This is a genomic window from bacterium (assembly GCA_016708025.1).
GTDB lineage: Bacteria > Zixibacteria > MSB-5A5 > GN15 > FEB-12 > FEB-12.
In genome coordinates, this window is sequence record JADJGQ010000001.1 from 1341630 (window position 1) to 1359577 (window position 17948).

General features: G+C 53.6%; 12 protein-coding genes and 1 riboswitch. Of the genes, 6 read left to right on the forward strand and 6 right to left on the reverse strand.

What is annotated here, in order from left to right; genetic code table 11:
* Positions 1 to 33 precede the first annotated feature (33 nt).
* From IPH75_05815 to IPH75_05825, 3 genes are all read right to left on the reverse strand, one after another.
* Positions 34 to 1980 carry a tetratricopeptide repeat protein gene (locus tag IPH75_05815; GenBank protein MBK7141577.1) on the reverse strand — a complete coding sequence of 649 codons (1947 nt, stop codon included), beginning with the start codon at positions 1978 to 1980 and terminating at the stop codon, positions 34 to 36.
* Between the two features lie 50 nt (positions 1981 to 2030).
* Positions 2031 to 2258, reverse strand: coding sequence for a hypothetical protein (locus tag IPH75_05820; GenBank protein MBK7141578.1), 228 nt, complete (start codon positions 2256 to 2258; stop codon positions 2031 to 2033).
* 279 nt (positions 2259 to 2537) lie between these two features.
* Positions 2538 to 3680, reverse strand: a complete 1143-nt coding sequence (locus IPH75_05825; GenBank protein ID MBK7141579.1) for a hypothetical protein — start codon at positions 3678 to 3680, stop codon at positions 2538 to 2540.
* A gap of 72 nt (positions 3681 to 3752) precedes the next feature.
* On the opposite strand from IPH75_05825, the gene IPH75_05830 reads away from it, so the two are divergent.
* Both IPH75_05830 and IPH75_05835 read left to right on the forward strand, forming a co-directional pair.
* Positions 3753 to 5273: a polysaccharide biosynthesis protein gene (locus IPH75_05830; GenBank protein ID MBK7141580.1), complete on the forward strand. Its 1521-nt coding sequence runs from the start codon at positions 3753 to 3755 to the stop codon at positions 5271 to 5273.
* Between the two features lie 139 nt (positions 5274 to 5412).
* Positions 5413 to 5817, forward strand: a complete 405-nt coding sequence (locus tag IPH75_05835; GenBank protein ID MBK7141581.1) for an ester cyclase — start codon at positions 5413 to 5415, stop codon at positions 5815 to 5817.
* An 87-nt stretch (positions 5818 to 5904) separates the two neighbouring features.
* Here IPH75_05835 and IPH75_05840 read toward each other — a convergent pair whose 3' ends face one another.
* Positions 5905 to 8199: a hypothetical protein gene (locus IPH75_05840; protein MBK7141582.1), complete on the reverse strand. Its 2295-nt coding sequence runs from the start codon at positions 8197 to 8199 to the stop codon at positions 5905 to 5907.
* Positions 8200 to 8502: 303 nt separating this feature from the next.
* On the opposite strand from IPH75_05840, the gene IPH75_05845 reads away from it, so the two are divergent.
* Both IPH75_05845 and IPH75_05850 read left to right on the forward strand, forming a co-directional pair.
* Positions 8503 to 10515, forward strand: coding sequence for a S9 family peptidase (locus IPH75_05845; protein ID MBK7141583.1), 2013 nt, complete (start codon positions 8503 to 8505; stop codon positions 10513 to 10515).
* Between the two features lie 47 nt (positions 10516 to 10562).
* Positions 10563 to 12305 carry a hypothetical protein gene (locus IPH75_05850; protein MBK7141584.1) on the forward strand — a complete coding sequence of 581 codons (1743 nt, stop codon included), beginning with the start codon at positions 10563 to 10565 and terminating at the stop codon, positions 12303 to 12305.
* Positions 12306 to 12327: 22 nt separating this feature from the next.
* Here IPH75_05850 and IPH75_05855 read toward each other — a convergent pair whose 3' ends face one another.
* Together IPH75_05855 and IPH75_05860 are read right to left on the reverse strand one after the other, a co-directional pair.
* Entirely contained in the window at positions 12328 to 12750 is a 423-nt protein-coding gene (locus IPH75_05855) for a hypothetical protein (GenBank protein ID MBK7141585.1), read from the reverse strand.
* 185 nt (positions 12751 to 12935) lie between these two features.
* Positions 12936 to 14972 (reverse strand): TonB-dependent receptor, encoded by a 2037-nt coding sequence (locus IPH75_05860; protein ID MBK7141586.1) that lies wholly within the window; start codon positions 14970 to 14972, stop codon positions 12936 to 12938.
* Between the two features lie 61 nt (positions 14973 to 15033).
* A riboswitch (cobalamin riboswitch) is annotated at positions 15034 to 15220 on the reverse strand.
* Positions 15221 to 15332: 112 nt separating this feature from the next.
* Here IPH75_05860 and IPH75_05865 point away from each other — a divergent pair.
* Together IPH75_05865 and IPH75_05870 are read left to right on the forward strand one after the other, a co-directional pair.
* Positions 15333 to 16709 (forward strand): efflux RND transporter periplasmic adaptor subunit, encoded by a 1377-nt coding sequence (locus IPH75_05865; GenBank protein ID MBK7141587.1) that lies wholly within the window; start codon positions 15333 to 15335, stop codon positions 16707 to 16709.
* 9 nt (positions 16710 to 16718) lie between these two features.
* Positions 16719 to 17936 (forward strand): ABC transporter permease, encoded by a 1218-nt coding sequence (locus IPH75_05870; GenBank protein ID MBK7141588.1) that lies wholly within the window; start codon positions 16719 to 16721, stop codon positions 17934 to 17936.
* The last annotated feature ends 12 nt before the right edge of the window (positions 17937 to 17948 follow it).

A 17948-nucleotide genomic window follows, 5' to 3' on the forward strand; every position in this document is an offset into this window, starting at 1 on the left:
CCCCTTACCGGTCTTCTTCCCTACGCAGGGAAATTAGAATTCATAGCGCGTGTCATCCTGGCCCTTCTGGGCATCTTTGTTGCCGGGCTGACACTGCAATACCTTGCCATACCAATCAAACGCGTTCTTGAAATCCGCTTTGGATGCCGCCTTGTCGGCTTTGGCTCGCTCGGCACCACGCGTGTGGTAGGCCTGGGCGATCCAGAGCACCAGACTGGCATCCTTGCAACCTCCCTGCGACTTGGAGATACATTCGTACGCGTCCAGTAGGTAGTCAAGGCTTCTAGAGATATTCTTCGGGCAACCAACCTCGCCACCGGCGAAATAAGCATAACCCAAAGAGCGTTTTGCGATACAATCTGTCGGATCAAGCTGGAGCAAATGCTCAAACTGCTTGATCCCTTCGGTGCAGTTTTTCAGAGAGAAGAGATAGGCCGTGCCAAGCATCTGCACGACCTTGGCATCTGTCGTATTGTATTTCAGGTAGCTCTCGAAATAGTCGGCCGCCACCTGATTCCAGTTGATATTGGGGTCGAAACTGATAACCTCGGTGGAAGCATACTGCGGCGAGGCGGCGCTGTCGGTTGTGGCCGAAGCGGTCTCATCAGCGTTGCTGTTGCCAGCCAACGCGAGGGCGCAGAGTCCGGCATTTTTGTAAATGCTGGAACCGGCGGAATCGATCCCCATGGCGATCCGCTTCTGATAGTAAAACATAGCTGGCTGCAGGCTCTTCAGCATATGGAAGGCAAAGGCGACATTCTGCACCACGCGGCGCTGTGCCTGTGAAGAGTCGATCTTCAGCACTTCCATGTAGTTTTCAATTGCGTGGGCGTAGTCAGGGGGCTTCTGATAATAGTAAGTGTCTCCCATGAAGGAGTACATTTCGGCTGGCGTCTGGGTGCCGACATAATCCGGGCCCTGCTGCGTGACCCATTCCTGATGCTTCTTAAGCATCTCGGCGCCCTTGTCAAACTGCTTGGCACCCCAAAGCGCCTTGCCATAATTGTAGTAAATATCTTTCGGGACATACGGAATCCCGAGCACGTCTTCAAAGTACTTCACTGCTTCTTCGAATCCGCTCAGGTTGAGATACGACATGGCGAGTTCGAAATAGGCGCGCACGGTGGCTGAGTCAGCCTTGGCGCCTGAAAGTTCGAGGTATCGTTTATAAGAACCAATCGCGTCTTTGAAACGATTCGTCTTGTCTTCGCGACTCCCACCCGCACTCATCGCGGCTTTGAAATAAATGCCGCCGGCACGATTCCACGCGGATGCGTGGAGCGAGTCTTTCTGGAGTACAACTTTGAGCTTCTCGATCGCGCAGGGGTAGTCTCTCATTTCGAGACAGGCTTCGGCCCAGTTATAGTAAACTTCGGTCCCGGCCGTGTCCTTTTCCAGAGCTTTTTCATATTCAGAGACGGCCAGTGACGGGATTCCCTGGCGGAAATTGGCGTTGCCAAGATGGATGTGATAGAGGGGGTTGTCGCCATCGACGAGAAGGGCCTGGCGAAACGCGCGGTCAGCTTCCTGGTAGTTCTTCTTGGCCATCATGACCATACCATAGCCGTCCTCAAGCAACCCCTTTTCCTTGTCCTTGGCTTTTTTGCGACCTTCATCCAGCAGTTTTTCGGCTCGATCCAGTTCTCCCAACTCAACAAGAGTACGACCAAGCGCATAGACGACTTCCACGTCTTTTTTCTTCTTTTCGTATGCCAGTTCGAGGAAGCCCTTGGCCCGTTCATATTGACCGAGCTTGAAGTAGATCTGACCGAGCAAACTATAATAGAGATGATAGGTTTTGTCGATTTCGATCTCTTTGGTCAACTGCGTGATGGCATTGGTGGTATCACCACGATCCAATGCATCGCGAATAGACTGTTTGATCTCCTGGGCCTGGGTGGTTGACCCCACCAACAGGACAGCCAAAAGCACGACAAACAGAGTTGTCCTAAGAGCGGAGGAGGAAAGAATTTTGTTCATGTGCGCATCTCTTTCAAGAATAGGCCAAAATATGGTTCTGCCATACCTTGTCAAGAGCTAAATTCCCCGGCTCCTGACTCTAACATGTTAGCAGTGCGTTTCTTCGAACGCTCAGCTACCTTTTCAATCTGGACCAGCAGGATGATGATCACTACTGCTCCGACAGGAACCAGAATGAGTCGCGAGATCAGGTCGCTGAAGATCAGGTACAAGTAACCGGCTGTGAAGATGTTCATCGCAGCCGACAATGTGTCAAGCCACCAGATAATTCGAGTCATCTTCTGTTTCCTTTCACTTATACCGCCCAGTTGTCCAAATCTTTCAGCAGGTGAGAGATGAGCACACGCTATCAGGCAATAAGTAAGTCAACATATATGCCGGAAATAGGTCTGGTGACCGCTTCTGAACACTAACTTATTTTGACGCAATCAGATATGGCGCAGATTTTATCACAATCGCATGCGTTCGCCTTCAGACAAAACGCAAGAATTGCGCGTGGATTTGATCAGTCGACGAATAAGACAGTTAAGTTGTTGAATGGTAACGCTGATTGCCGGCTACTTCGACTCGACCGAGTTTAGCCACGGAAACGAAATTCGTACGCTTGACTCGCTCTCAGGCCGAATTTCCACCGAACACTCGAATCTTCTCGGGCGACCATCAAAACCCACCGCTGGGTAGAATCGGAGCTCTTTCTCCAGAGCGAGCGCAAACGTGTAGAGACCAGACTCATTGGTGGGCGAGAGATAGGTCGATACTGAACCATCATCCTCGATTCGAATGCGAACCGCCAACGCGCTATTCCTGTACTTTTGAGGAAGCTTTTGAGAAATGATGATCTGGCTACGCGAGATTGGCAGTGGAGGGATCATTATGCCGACCGTATCCACCAACATCCTCAGGGTCATCCGATCATGAAGATCTGCATTGAGCGCCGATTCCGGGGTCCACGGTTTAGTGGGATAGTGCGATGTCGGTATAAACGTAACCAATAAGTACCCGGATCTGATGGCCGTTGAGTCCGGAGTCCACCCCTCCTTATAGGATCCATACTGCATAGCAGAGAGAATCTGGTGAGCAAATGATGGAAAATTGGTTTTCACTAATTTTGATCCAGTCATTCGGCCGGTATCATCGTATGTCAACGCTGCAAGTACAAATGGAAGGACACGGATTGTGTCCTTGGCTTTGAAAGCCGCATGATACCAGGGGAATCGGGCAATTGAAGGCAGAACAGCCCCTGAATGTTCCAGATTCTCTTGATAGAGAAGATGTTCTTTGATTCTGCCGGTGGTGTCTGTCGGAAAATCGAGCATGATCTGGCTATCCGGCAAGGCCACCGTCAGCCTGACCAGGAGGTCCATGACAGACTTCTTCCCCTCCAGTGCTCCTGGATTGAACGTGATTCGGCGAAAATAGCTGTTCAGGCGGTTTTGCCAATCACTGGTCGTCATCTGGTTTGTGCTGACCGACTGCACTTTCCCCTTTTTGTCTATTTTCAGCGTGAGCAAGTGAATTGGCTGCATGAAGCCGGTGAACAGAGAGTCAGTCGCCAAAGGAGGAGTTATTGACTTGGGATACGGTAACCTGATGCCCACATGCCCGCGATTGGCAGCCACCGATTCACCCGTATCCACAAAGGCGAATAGCGCCAGCACAATCGTGCAATAGAGAAGTCGGCTCAAATGGTTCAGGGTCATCTCAGGTTAAACGTTGCTGTCTGTCGGCTCAAAGATTATACTCGCGGCGAACGAAATCAAAGGTTTTTCATCGTGTCGATAGCCCGTCAGTTTTTCAAGAACATCATCACGTCGTGGGTAGCCTACGTTATCCGGCTGGCGCTGGGGTTCCTCTTTGTTCCCTACATTGCCACCGTTTTCGGCTCCGAGCGATATGGCGTCTGGGTGATCATCTTCCAGGCGATCAGTTATATCACTCTCTTTGATTTTGGGTTTGAGCGAGCGGTCATCCGGTTTGTCGCCAAATACTGGGCACAAGGAGATGAAGAAGCGGTCCGGCGGACGCTCTCAACTTCGCAGGGGCTCTTCCTGATGCTCGCGCCGGTGGTCTTGCTAGTAGTCGTAGCGGTCGCACTGGTGCTGTTCGATTTCCTCAATATTAGCGACAGTTCGATCCGCTCCGAAGGAACCATCGCGCTGGGGATCATCGGCTTCCTGCTGGCCACGCGATTTGCCCTTGGCGCGATCAATCATGCCCTGGCCGGCCTGCAGCGATTTGACATTCTCAATACCATTGATATTGTCGAAGAGATCCTTCGCTTTGGGTCAATGGCCTTGTTGCTGAGCCTTGGGTACGGAATGATCGGACTGGCGATCGCCATCCTCGGGGTGAATCTGCTTCGCCTGGCGGCGGGATGGTATTGGCTTCGCCGGGTGGAACCATCCGTTACCTGGAATCCACGGGAGTTCGATCGCGAGCGCTTCAAAGAGCTATTTCGCTATTCGAAAATGTCTTTTGGGATCACGCTCGCCTGGCTAGTGATCTTCAATTCCGATGCCATCCTGCTAGGGATGATTGCTTCAGCTAGCGCCGCAGGGATATACGCTCCCGCCGCGCAACTCATGCTTTACATGCGACATATCGTTAATGGCATCGGCATCCCGCTCACTCCTGCGATCTCACACCTTGAAGCCAAAGGACGCGATGAGGGGGTGGCGCGGACCTACCTGACCGGACTTAAGTATGTTTCGTACATCTCGTTTTTTCTTTCGTGCGGGGTCATCGTCTTCGCGCGATCGTTTGTCGCGCTCTGGCTCCCAACAGAATTTGCGCTGACCGGTGAAGTGATGGTGATCCTGGCGGTTGGGTCGGCAGTTTTCCTGCCGCAAATCATTGGCAACTCAATCCTGTTTGGGATCGAAAAGCATCGCTACCTCTTTTACGTGTTGGTTTGTGAGGCGGCCATGAAGATCGGGCTATCGCTGGTATTGATCCCGACCTATGGTGCCAAAGGGATGGCGATCGCCGCGGCGGCGCCACAATTCATCCTCTACCTCACACTCTATCCATACTTCATGGCCAAAGTGCTGGGACGGCCAATGCTCCAGATACTGGGGATAGCCACCCGCCCGGCGGCATTGGCACTGATCGTGACGGGCATTACCGCACTGGCGATGCGTATGCTTCTCCCCCCTGCAACCTGGCCGACATTTGTCATCGATGTTCTGGTGACCGGCGCGGTGGCACTGGCCTTCGGCTGGAGCTTCGTGGTTGAACGGAGTGAACGGGATAGACTGCTGTCAGCGATCAAGAACCGTTTCGGCAAGAACTGATATCGCCGGGTCGTCCGAGTCTATTCATCAAGCTTTTCCAATAAAAGACACCTGCAAAGAATTTCGAAACCTCCTGTCTGGATTCTCGTTTTTCATTCCAAAAGATCATTACTAGTCCAAAGGGAGAGAGGCTTTCTCAATGTCAGAACAGAACAAACAGGTAGTGCGAAAGTATGTTGAGGCGTTCAACCGCGGCGATCTTGATGGCGTTTGCGCCACCTTTGCGCCTGATGCTATAGTCTACGGCGTACTTGGATCAGGGGGGTTGGATATCGCCCGAAGTATCTGGCAGGAACTGATCACCGCCAACGGTATGCAATTACATATTGAGGCGATGTCGGCAGAAGGAGACACTGTCGCTGTTCGTTATACCGAACGCGGGAAATCGATCGGCTCCTTCCGAGGTTTGCCCGTTACCGGCAAAACCTATGAGATTGTAGCGATGGAGTGGTTCGAGATCCGGGGTGGGAAGACACAGAAACGTTGGGGTGCGCGGGATGCGATGACGATCGCGAAGCAGCTCGGGCTGCCGCTGTCGGCATAGTTCGGCGGATTCAAGAGGACATTCCGACAAAGAAAAACCGCCGGCTTTTACCGGCGGATTTCGTTTCTATTCAATCAGAAGATCGTCTTAGTAATTGTCGTGCAGCTCTTCGATAGCCGCAACGATCTTCTCGACATTCGGCAAGCAAGCCATGTCACCGTCGACACCGTATGCCACGCGGGCATCAATAGCCGTCAGCAACTTGACCGGAGCCTCAAGTGAGAAGAGTCCCTCTCCCTGCGTGATGATGGCAGAGATAGTTGCCGCTGCGCCGCCATGGAAGCGATCTTCGGTTACCACCAACACTTTGCCACACTCTTTGGCGGTTTTGATGATCGCGGCTTCATCGATCGGCTTGACTGTGCGAAGATCAACGATCCTGACATGGACCCCCTTCTCGCGAAGGATCTCTGCGGCCTTGCGGCACATCTGGAAGGTCGCACCGTAGGTGATAATACCGATATCGGTCGCATCTTCGTAGTAGGTCTTCGCCACGCCGAACGGAATCAGCTCATCGATACCGGGAAGGTTAGCCTCCATCGGTACCCCTTCCCAATCGCGGCGGTTATACAACGCCACCGACTCACAGAAGAGGACGGGCGCATCCGTCGCCCAGGCAGTCTTGAGCAGTCCGGCAGCATCGTAGGCGTTCGAGGGAACCGCGATCATCAGGCCGGGGATATTCATCCAAGTGCCAAGGTTACCTTCAGAATGCCAGAATGCTCCGGCTCCCTGCTTATAACCGCCGTACGTGGTACGGATAACCATCGGCATACCGAACAGCCCGCCGGAACGCTGATAGGTAGTCGCGATCTTGTCCTTCAACATCTGATAGGACGGAGACATATAGTCAAGGAACTGAATTTCGGGCATTGGGCGACGCCCCTGGTAGCAGTGACCGGCGGCGCGACCAAGAATACCGACTTCATCGAGCGGCGAGTTGAAGCAACGGCTGTTGCCGAACTCACGCTGGAGATTCTTGGAGACGAGGAACACGCCCCCCTTCCCCTTCAACTTCAACTGCTTCTCTTTCTCCTCGATCATGTGACCGGAGAAATCGGCGACATCCTCACCAAACATCAGCACATCTTCCGTCAGGGTGAAGATATCAAACAGCGTGTAGTTGATGGCGAACCGCATGGTCATCGGGCCGACATTTTCCGGAAGTTCCGCTGTCGTGAAATAGCCCTTGTCGTGATACTCTTTGAATTTGGCAACGCGGTCATACTTGGCAGCGTCGCGATATTTCTTCCAGGTCGCTTGCGCCGCATCGAAGTCGTACGCGTGGACCAGTCCCTGCACGAATTCCTGCGTCTTCGGCACGAATGTCGCAACAGCCTTGGCCGAGGTCTCGGAGATCTCGCGATCCAGCTCGTCCCAGATCTCACCGATCTCTTTGGGCGAGATAATGCCATCCTCGATCAGCGTATTGCAGGTTTTGAGAATGCAGTCATTGTAGGTATGCCAGTCCTGTTCGACCGGGTCCATGTAGAAAGACTGGTCGTCGGAACCGGAGTGTGAACCCTCGCGGGTCACCTTGATATTCATCAGAACCGGCCCTTTGGTACGAGCATACTCTGCCGCTTCAGCGGCCGCGGCCAGAGCCAACTTGATGTCGGTGCCATCCACATGCATGATCTTCAGGCCGAATCGCTGGTAACCCTCATACGGCGTTGACGGGTCGCCTTCAGGGAACTGCTCTTCAACCGAGACTGAGATGGCCCATCCGCAATTGTAGATACCGTATATGATGCTCGATTTGTAAAAGACCGAGTAAAAGACCGCGCGCCCGAATTCTGCTTCCGAGGTCGAACCCTCGCCGATACAGCAAAGCGTGACGGCATCTGCCGGATATGCGCCACCAGGGATTGGGGCGAGCTGGGAGATCGGGGTCGGATTCTTAATCGCGTCGGCCAAGCCGGCAGCTTCGATGGCGTGTGAGCCTGTAGGCGAAGCCTGCGGCAGAATGGCCATATCGGGGTAGCCCGGATGCGCCGGGATCTGCTGCCCTTTGTTCCGGGAGCGAGAATCGCCGATCGCCTCGAGCATCTTATCCCACAGAGTTGAGCCGCGATGAATATCAAATGCTTTATTGCGATAGTAGCCAAGGAAGGGATCGTTGGGGCGGAGATTGGAGGCAAAGGCAACATCCATCAATTCTTTGCCGCCACAACCGATGAAGAACCGGTTGTAACCCTTGCGCAAGAGGAGCTTCTCTTCCCGCTCCACGCGTCGGGCCGTCAACATCGAGCGGAGCATCTGCCTCAGTTCCGCCGGTGTTTTTCCGGAGTAGGCTTCCAACGGTTCATTTTCGCGGTGCTTTTTGGACGGCACCTTACCGTCGTAATTTTTGATCTTGTCGATCAGCGCAAGGACTTCCAACTGAAAACCTCCTTAAAGGTCTGAACTTACTTACGTATCGGTCGTAATTGGGATTGGTAGACCTCTGATGTAAACTTTCCGAGGGGCCGAACCCGCAAACGTCCGCCAAGATATAGTGCATCCGTTTCAAAAGGCAAACTCATTTTTGGGCGCTAAGTTCCTCTTTTTTTAGGGAGTTAGCCAAAAAAGCCGCATGTGCCTTTTGTCACATGGCTGGTTTTGCTTTTTTCCTTTCGGAAAACCGTCGTGTCTGGTAGATTCCCGCTTAGTAGACAATTAGTTAGCCGAAAGGATCAGGCTTCCATGAAACGTCCCTCCAGCACACTCCGTCGCCCCATCACCGCCGACGATCTGTTCAAACTGAAAGTCCTCACCGGGCAGGCGATCTCTCCTGACGAAAAGCATGTCGCCTATACGGTGGAGCAGGCCGAACTCGAAACCAACAAATACTTCACGAATATTCATATGCTCGATCTCGCCAGTGGACGGTCCGAGCAATTCACGCATGGCCAGCATGGCGATGGCAAACCGGTTTGGTCGCTGGACGGGACCCGTATTGCGTTCACCTCGACACGAGAGAAAAAGTCCGGTATCTACATCATGCCGGCCACAGGCGGTGCAGAAAAGAAAGTGTTCGAGGCCGAAGCGATGATCGGCGAACCGACCTGGCACCCGGATGGGAAACATCTGGTGCTCTGTCTGCGCTACAAGGACTCGCATTTTATCGCCGATGAAAAGAAGAAAAACGAGCCGCCGGTCTTCCGCCACATTACGCGACTCTTTTATCGACTGGACGGCCTCGGCTTCATGCCGCTCGATCCCTGGCAGATCTACGTCCTGAATATCGAAACCGGTATCCTTCGCAAATTGACCTCCGGAAAACGGGACAACCACTCCCCTGCCCTATCGCCTGACGGTAAGACGGTGGCATTTGTGTCGAATCGGGCGAAAGACCCCGATATCGACGGTTTGATGGATGACCTCTTTGTTATCCCGTTTACGGGCGGCAAAGAGCGGAAGATCGTCACTCCGGCTGGTCCGATCACTGGTCCATCGTTCTCCCCCAACGGCAAACTAATCGGGTATATCGGTCATGCCAATCCGAACGATGCCTGGGGAGTGACCAATTTCCACGTTTGGGTGGTCGGTTTGAGCGGCACACCCAAAGCGCGCGACCTAATGCCGAAATTCGATCGAATGGCGTATGACCAGTCAATCGCCGATCTGGCGGATGTTCACGAAGCAGCTCAGTTGTTCTGGTCGGGCGACGGTAAGCGGCTCTTTTTCCTCTCTTCGGATACCGGCACGACTAACCTGTACTATATCCCTGTCTCGGGCGGCAAGCCGACACGAATTTTCAAAGGTAAGTGTCACATCAAAGGGGTCTCGATCAATGGCGCTGGGCGTGTCGCCGCTTTCACCTATGCGGACCTTGAAACTCCGTGCGAGTTGATGACCTGTCCAACTCAATTTGGTGCAGAAGCCAAGGCTAAGAAACATACCGACCTCAACCCGCAATTGCGCACAACCATCAGGCTGGGAAATACCCGCGATGTGATGTTCAAATCGTTTGATGGGACTCAGGTACAGGGATTTCTGGTGACGCCACCCGGATTCAAACCTGGACGAAAATACCCGGCGATCCTTGAAGTACACGGCGGCCCACGCGTCCAGTATGCCTACACGTTCTTCCATGAAATGCAGCTTCTGGCGGCCAGTGGCTATGTGGTGTTCTACACCAATCCCCGGGGTGGATCCGGTCGTGGCGAGACCTGGGCAGACGCTATCGCCGGTGGGTGGGGTGATCTCGATTACAAAGACTGTATGGCGGCGGCAGACTACATGGAGAAACTGAAGTTTGTCGACAAAAAGCGGATCGGTGTGACTGGCGGTTCTTATGGTGGCTGGATGACTAACTGGATAATCGGTCATACCAATCGCTTCAAAGCGGCGGTCACCCAGCGATCGGTCACCGACCTGATCGCCATGACCGGTTCATCGGACATCGGCTACGCCCTAAACCGTGAGTTCAACGGCTACCCGTGGACCAATTACGAGAATTATGTCAAATGTTCGCCGATGTATTACCTCGAAAAGGTCAAGACTCCCGTATTAATATTGCATAATGAAAAGGACCTGCGCTGTCATATCGAGCAGGCCGAGCAGATGTTTGTAAAGCTCAAGGTGCTCGGGAAGACGGTTGAATTCGTTCGTTTCCCGGATGAACCGCACGGTCTCTCGCGGCACGGACGCCCGGACCGTCGAAAAGCCAGATTAGAATGGATCCTGAAGTGGTTTGATCGCTACCTGCGCTAATACGCAGGCAGACGGCACTATTCATATTTTGGGGGGAAGGGAGGCGTATGCGACTCATGGGAAAGTTGGCGCTCTGGTCAATGATGATCGGGGTGATCGGTCTGGCGTGCAGTTCCGACACCCCAGTTCAGCCGAATAACCCGACAGTTCGCAAATGGGTTGTGCAGACATCGGGAACGACTTTCAGCTCTCTATGGGGGACGTCACCCGACACCCTTTTCGCCCTCGACCAGACGGGAACAGTACAACAGTACGATGGGTCCGGCTGGCACGACACGGGACTTCGATCACCCTACCTTGTAAGTGCTATCTGGGGGACCAGCGCTGATGATGTCTTTGTCGTTGGTGAGGGTGGTACAATTGCGCACTACGACGGATCGCATTGGACCATGATGACGAGCAACACATTGCAGTCGCTGCGTGCTGTTTGGGGAACCTCGCCGAATAATGTCTATGCCGTCGGTGATGGCGTGATACTCAGATACGACGGACAGGATTGGACGACGGCAGCATCCGGTCTCGGAGTGCTGTTGTACGGGATATGGGGAAGTTCTGCGAATAACATCTTTGCGGTGGGTTCGAGCGGTTCAATTTTCCGCTGGAATGGCGCGAACTGGCTGCCGCAATCATCACCGACGACCAGCTCGCTTCGCGCTTTATGGGGTAGCTCAGGAAGCAACATCTGGGCAGTCGGTATACAGGGGACGATCATTCACTTTGATGGAATGAACTGGGATACGACCGCGTCGCAAACATCTTCTACACTCATGACCATATGGGGATCCGATTCAACCAATGTCTGGGCTTCCGGAAGCGATGGGTGGATCAGTCACTTCGACGGACTCGAGTGGCAGACCACATCGACCGGATATACAACCTTATTCCGCAAGGTCTTCGGGTTTGGCACCGACCATCTCTATCTTGCCGGAATGCACCATCTCATCATCGAACGTATCGGCACTGACTGGGTGCCTATGACGGCCCCTGGAGCATGGCAGAAACTCAATGCGGTATGGGGAATCTCTGGCACTGACATCACCGCAGTCGGAGATTACCAGGCAATCCGCCACTATGATGGCGCAACATGGGAAGAAACACACAACGGATTGGATGACTCGGCGTTTTTCTACGGAATTTGGGGAAGCTCTACTTCGAACCTCTACCTTGCCGGTGAATACAGGTCGGTATGGGAAAATGCCGGTTCCGGATGGTCGCCGCTGCTGACGGGGACTTTTGACTCGGTCACGTTTACCGATATATGGGGTCTTCCGACCGGCGAGTTGTATGTGGTCGGGAGTGGCGGAGTAATCCGCAAATACTCCGGTGGCGTTTGGGCGCCGCAAGCGAGCGGGACAGCAGTGCCTCTCCACTCCATCTGGGGAACATCCGCTTCCGATCTGTACGCGGTGGGTGACAACATGGTCTTGCACTTTGACGGAATGCAATGGACCGTCCCGCCTGGAGCGCCGCTTGAGCAGTACCGGGCGGTCTGGGGATTCGATAGCGGACCGCTTTTCATAGTCGGCGACGGCGGGCTGATAGTGCGTTACAGCGGCGGTGCCTGGAGTACACTTCCCAGTGGTTCATCCATGGATCTCTATGACATATTCGGTCGGAGTGCGAGCGACCTCTATGCGGTCGGCGAACAAGGGACTATTCTCCATTTCAATGGAAGTGTCTGGTCACCAATGGAAAGCTATGTAACTATCAGCTTAAATGGCGTCTGGGGAGATGAAAACGGGAAAGTCTGGGTAGTGGGAGATAACGGTCTGATCCTGCATCTGCCGTAAATTTGATTGGCGGTTCTTGTTTCTACTTCGAGGGAGCGGCTTGATTCCGCTTGAGCAGCCAGTGGCTTTTCAAAAAGAGGGTAGCTTCTTCGGGCGTGCGAAAAGTCTGCGAGAGCTCTTTCTGCCCCCCGGCAGTGAACATCTCATGAAGCTGGCGGAAAGTGCTTGGGTTGTTGAGCACGTACAGCGCCATCGCCAGGTTGTGTTTGCGGCACCAGTCCATATGCTTCCCGATCACTTCAATTACTCCTGGATAGGATGTCTTCCAGTTGCTCAGATCGATCAACTTGGCCCAGGGTTGTTCCAGGATCGGGGCTATCTCTTCTTTGAAATCCTCATGGTAGCTTTCCGCCGTAGTCGGTTTCCAGATGCCGTGGATCTTGACATAGATCACCGCGCTTTTGACGTCAAGATCAAATGAGTATTCCAGACTCCAGCCGGACATGCAGAAAATCCTCTACGAATGTGTATGGTCAAAAAAGGTGGCTGCTTCGCACCTCCGTAGGGAACGAAGCGCCTAATTCGAGCGACAGACCGGGCTCGTCACGCGATAAACCCGGCTATCAGAAGTAGTGGCAATGTAAGACTATAATACCTAAGTTGTCCAGTATTTTTTCTCTGGTTTAACCATTAGCGAAGCTTGATCGCAAACTGGGCAACCAACCGACGGCCCGGAGTCGGGTAATCACCGTCGGTCGTGACAAAACCGAACTGATCAGGGCGGCGACGGTCGGTCAGGTCATACCCTGTCAGGCTGAAGGTCGCCTGCTTACTAATTGCGTAGGCAAGGGTCGCACCCAGTTCATATACAGCATCGATGGATTTGGCTTCTCCGCCGTACAGCATGATCTCCCGGTCGGATGTATAGGAGAGATTGAATCCGGCCGAAAGTCGCGGGAACACGGTTCCACCCCAATCAGCTCGCCACTTAAGATCCGGGACGTAGTATGCGTTTACGTAGTCGCCGGGCAATGTGGTCTGCCTTGCCTGTTGATAGACCATGCCAAGCGTGGCCCAGTAATCCGCCGGCAAACGATAAGTGATAGATGCATCAATCCCGGAACTCCTGAAGCGACTGATATTCTGGGGAACCGAGCGAAAAATATTGGGGTCATATTGATATTGAATCAGGGATCTGACCTGCTGTGCGAATCCACTCATGCGCAATGTCATATTGCCGTTCAGTGCGTCATATTCAATCGAACCAACTACTGAATGTGAAGTTTCCGGTTCCAGGTCGGCTCTCCCCTGCACGTAGATTTCGTCGGCGAATTGATCAGCGATCGAGGGTAACCGGAAGGCATAACCATAGCCAAGCTTGAACCGGAGATACGGTTTGCTTGAGAACATGATTCCGGCGTTAAATGACGGCTGGGCCTTTCGATTATGGACAAACTGAACGCGGCCAGAGAGATCGTATTGATACGCCGCGCTCGGCATGATAACGGCCGAGCCCCAGAAGTCGATCTGCTCCTGACCCCGTGACCAGAAATTGAAGTTGGAATAATCATACTGATACGGAGCAAATGGGCCGACAGTATTGGTGCCAAAACTGCGGTCATCCGAAGTCGCACGAAGCGAACCTGAGAGAATATCCATCCCCAGAGAGGCTGTGACGATTTTGAAATGGTGCTGATATCTCCCGCTCAAGCCGGCCGAGCGTTTGTTGTAGATCGACCGAGAGTGAACATCGACCGAATCGACATTCAGGACGGAATCCGCGCCTTCGGGGGTGTAATAGGAGAACTGGTAGTTGTAGAGCGAATGGTAGTCGAGATTCTTCTTCTCCCAGAAAAGATCGACCTGGAGTTCACTGGACGGGTTCGGCGAATATCGATAAGTGAGATCGGCGGAGTAATTGTCGTCTTGTTGATGGTCGTTCAAACTGGACGCGTCTCTGTTGCCATAGACCGGGATGGCGACAGGATCCGGTACTGGACCGGGAGCGCCGAGCGAGTCCTCGAAATAGCGAGCCGACATGGACACACGATGGATACCACTGTGGCTGAGATAGTCGCTTCGAAGGCCAAAGAGTATCCTCTCTGAGCCGGCATTTGGACGATTGTTTTCCGCTTTGCTGAACTCGGCGAATCCGCCGATACCGATCGTTCCAAGCAACTTTGAGGCATCCAGTCGGTACTGTCGAAGGTCATGTTCACCATAGCGAGTGACAACGTCTACTCTGTCAACAAGGGCATTTCGACTGATCAGATTAATTACGCCACCAATAGCGTCTGCCCCATAAAATGCGGACTGTGGCCCTTTGAGCAGTTCGATCCGCTCAAATTCATCGGCACTGAAATCGGAAAGGTTAAAGCCCCCCAGGGAATAATCACGAACGACTCTCCCGTTATACAGCAGGAGCATGTGACGATTAAACGTCCCCCAGTTGGACAGAGTGGCAATGGAGCCGACTCCGCTGGTTTGACGGAGGTCAAGTCCAAAGCGGCCATCGAGTGATTGCTGCAGCGAGACATCAGTTGACAGTGTCTGGCGTGACAATGCGGTGGCGGGCCAGATCGCCTGTTTGGGGGATTGACCAAATCGATTCGCGGTGACGACAATCGAGTCAGTCAGCTCGGTTGGATCGTTTGCGGTTTCGGCAACGGCGTGAGTTCCCAGCGCGCTCAGCCATGCCATCGTCGCAATTAGTAAAATGCGCCTCATGGCATTACTCCCAAGTACCATTGGCGCGTGATATCTCCCGACAGCCCACGCTGTGGTACTTCGTAATGGATATGACTTCGGCAGGTTTCCTGGCTCTGGCTTCAGACCCCATCAAGCGCCTTCCACGACTTGCGTCGCGTGGCATACTACCTGATGAGTAGCCGATACAGTAGCGGGGCTGCGACGGATTCGCACCGTCTTCCCTATTACCCGTCCGGATGGACGGCACCGAAGCGATGTACAGATAATAAGGCCAATCCATTCCTTTCTGTCAAGCTTCTTGCCAGGGATTAATCTATTGCGTACCCTACTGGGTCTAAAGAGGGCTAAACTGGAGAGCGCGGAAGAAAGATCGGCGATATGAAAAGACTCATTATAATTGTCATTATTCTGGCGGCCGTGGGCGGCGGAACCTATTGGTGGCTCAATCGAAACACCGAAACCAAAGTGACTTTTCGGAAGGATGTGGTCGATCGGGGCGACCTGGTCGTGTCGATCTCAGCCACTGGCACCCTTAACGCGGTCACGACAGTGACTGTCGGCTCACAGGTTTCTGGAACGATCGCCAAGCTGTATGCCGATTTCAATTCGCCGGTGAAAGAGGGACAGCTTCTGGCTCAGCTTGACCCGACTTTTCTGCAGGCTAGTGTCAACGAGCAGCGGGCCAATACAGACCGTGCCAAAGCGCAATTCAACGAGGCCAAGCGGAATTTCGATCGATCGACCGAGTTGTCATCGCGTGGCCTGATCTCCCAAGCAGAGCTTGATGCCGCCACTACTTCGCTGGAATCCAGCAAAGCATCACTGCAACAAGCTGAGGCGGCCCTGGATCGCGCACAGGTCAATCTTCGCTATGCGACCATTCGCGCCCCCATAAGCGGCGTGGTGGTCTCTCGGAATGTGGACGTTGGCCAGACGGTCGCGGCCAGCCTTCAGGCACCTACTCTATTTACGATCGCCGAAGATATGTCACGGATGAAAGTCGAAGCGAGTATAGACGAAGCGGACATTGGTTCAGTCAAAGAAGCACAGCGCGTCACTTTCACTGTGGACTCCTATCCGGAAGAGCAGTTTGAGGGTCGGGTAAGTCAGATCCGTTTGGCGCCGGTAGAGGCTCAGAATGTTGTCACTTACACAGTGATCATTGATGTCAGCAATCCGGAACAGAAGCTGATGCCCGGAATGACGGCGACTGTTTCGATAGAAGTCGCCCGTCGCGATGCAGTGTTGCGGGTACCGCTTCAGGCCCTGCGCTTCACTCCTCCGGGGATGACTGCGCCAACAAGTGGACCGGGACGTCGCGGAACCGAAGACAAACGCGATAGTAGTGGTAATTCGTCGCAAGGAGGGCTTCAGGCGGCCAATCCATCACCGGATACAACTCAGACACAGAATCAAGCAACACGAGGTGAGCGTCGCCGTCCTCGCCGCGAAATGGGCGGTGGATCCGGCGATTCCTCGGCTGCTCCGAAGGAAATGCGCAGAGAGAAGCCAAAAGGGTCACGCGGATTCGTCTGGATCATGGAAAACGGCACACCCAAACCAATCCCGGTCTGGCGAGGTATTCAGAATCAGCGATATGCTGAGATCATAGAAGCACCGCTCAACGAAGGCGACACGATACTGATCGGCACGGTCTCAAATAATGCCAATGCTGCAGCCTCGCAAACGCAGACCAACCCGTTCATGCCACGAATGCCCGGCGGTCCCGGTTCAGGTGGCGGGAGAGGGCGATAGGCTAGCCATATGCATTTCGTAGAGATCATAAGAGCGGCTGTGGATTCACTGGTCCGCCACAAAACTCGGGCGCTTTTGACCATGCTCGGGATTGTCATCGGCGGTGCGGCGGTTGTTGCCATGGTAGCGGTCGGCAATGGCGCCCAGATAGCCGTTGAGTCTTCTATTGCCAGTCTGGGGACAAATGTCTTGATGGTCTTCCCCGGAGCTGGGTTCCAGGGTCCGGTTAGTATGGGAGCCGGTCAGGCGCAAAATTTGACGTTGGAGGATGTCGCCGCTATCAAAGAGCAATGTCCCGCGGTCGGTTATGTCTCACCGTCGAATCGAACCAATCGTCAGGTAGTCGCCGGTAATCTCAACTGGGCTACACAGATCCAGGGAGGCACACCCGAGTTTTTTGATATCCGAGACTGGCCACTCCAATCGGGAATGATACATACGGAACAAGATGAACGTGCTGCTACCAAAGTCTGCGTGATCGGCCAGACGATCGCGGAGAACCTGTACCCTGATCAGGATCCGATCGGCCAGACGATCCGGATCGGGAAACTTCCATTCAAAGTCATCGGTGTCCTCTCCCCAAAGGGACAGAATGCGATGGGACAGGATCAGGACGATATCATCGTCGCTCCGTTCTCCACTGTGCAAAAGAAAGTCCAGGGCTCTGACCGCGTGTCGATGATCATCCTCTCTGCGGTGACACCGGAGCAAATATCAGAGGCGCAGTCACAGGTGAGTGATCTCTTCCGCATCCGTCACCGGATCAGTGCGGGGCAGTCGGATGACTTCACGATCCGGACACAATCTGAGATCGCCGCAACTGCCGGTCAAACGACCAAGATCATGTCGGTATTGCTTGGTTCGATCGCCTCAGTATCGCTGCTGGTAGGCGGGATCGGCATCATGAATATCATGCTGGTGTCAGTGACGGAACGTACTCGCGAAATTGGCGTCCGTCGCTCACTCGGCGCACGCAAACGGGATATCCTGCAGCAGTTTTTGGTGGAGGCAATTCTGCTCTCCGTGTTTGGAGGGATACTAGGAATTGCGCTGGGAGTATTCATCTCTTCGCTAATATCTAAATTCGCCGGATGGCCTGTTGCTGTGACGGCCGATTCGGTGGTAGTAGCGTTTGTCTTTTCTGCGGCGGTCGGGTTATTTTTCGGCTTTTATCCCGCACGAAAGGCGGCAGTACTCAACCCGATTGACGCATTAAGATACGAGTGAGGTTTGTCTTGG

Bases quoted from the DNA above. Each gene is read 5' to 3' on its own strand.
- IPH75_05815 (MBK7141577.1), bottom strand. From the start codon at position 1,980: ATGAACAAAATTCTTTCCTCCTCCGCTCTTAGGACAACTCTGTTTGTC.
- IPH75_05820 (MBK7141578.1), bottom strand. From the start codon at position 2,258: ATGACTCGAATTATCTGGTGGCTTGACACATTGTCGGCTGCGATGAAC.
- IPH75_05825 (MBK7141579.1), bottom strand. From the start codon at position 3,680: ATGACCCTGAACCATTTGAGCCGACTTCTCTATTGCACGATTGTGCTG.
- IPH75_05835 (MBK7141581.1), top strand. From the start codon at position 5,413: ATGTCAGAACAGAACAAACAGGTAGTGCGAAAGTATGTTGAGGCGTTC.
- IPH75_05845 (MBK7141583.1), top strand. From the start codon at position 8,503: ATGAAACGTCCCTCCAGCACACTCCGTCGCCCCATCACCGCCGACGAT.
- IPH75_05850 (MBK7141584.1), top strand. From the start codon at position 10,563: ATGCGACTCATGGGAAAGTTGGCGCTCTGGTCAATGATGATCGGGGTG.
- IPH75_05855 (MBK7141585.1), bottom strand. From the start codon at position 12,750: ATGTCCGGCTGGAGTCTGGAATACTCATTTGATCTTGACGTCAAAAGC.
- IPH75_05860 (MBK7141586.1), bottom strand. From the start codon at position 14,972: ATGAGGCGCATTTTACTAATTGCGACGATGGCATGGCTGAGCGCGCTG.
- IPH75_05865 (MBK7141587.1), top strand. From the start codon at position 15,333: ATGAAAAGACTCATTATAATTGTCATTATTCTGGCGGCCGTGGGCGGC.
- IPH75_05870 (MBK7141588.1), top strand. From the start codon at position 16,719: ATGCATTTCGTAGAGATCATAAGAGCGGCTGTGGATTCACTGGTCCGC.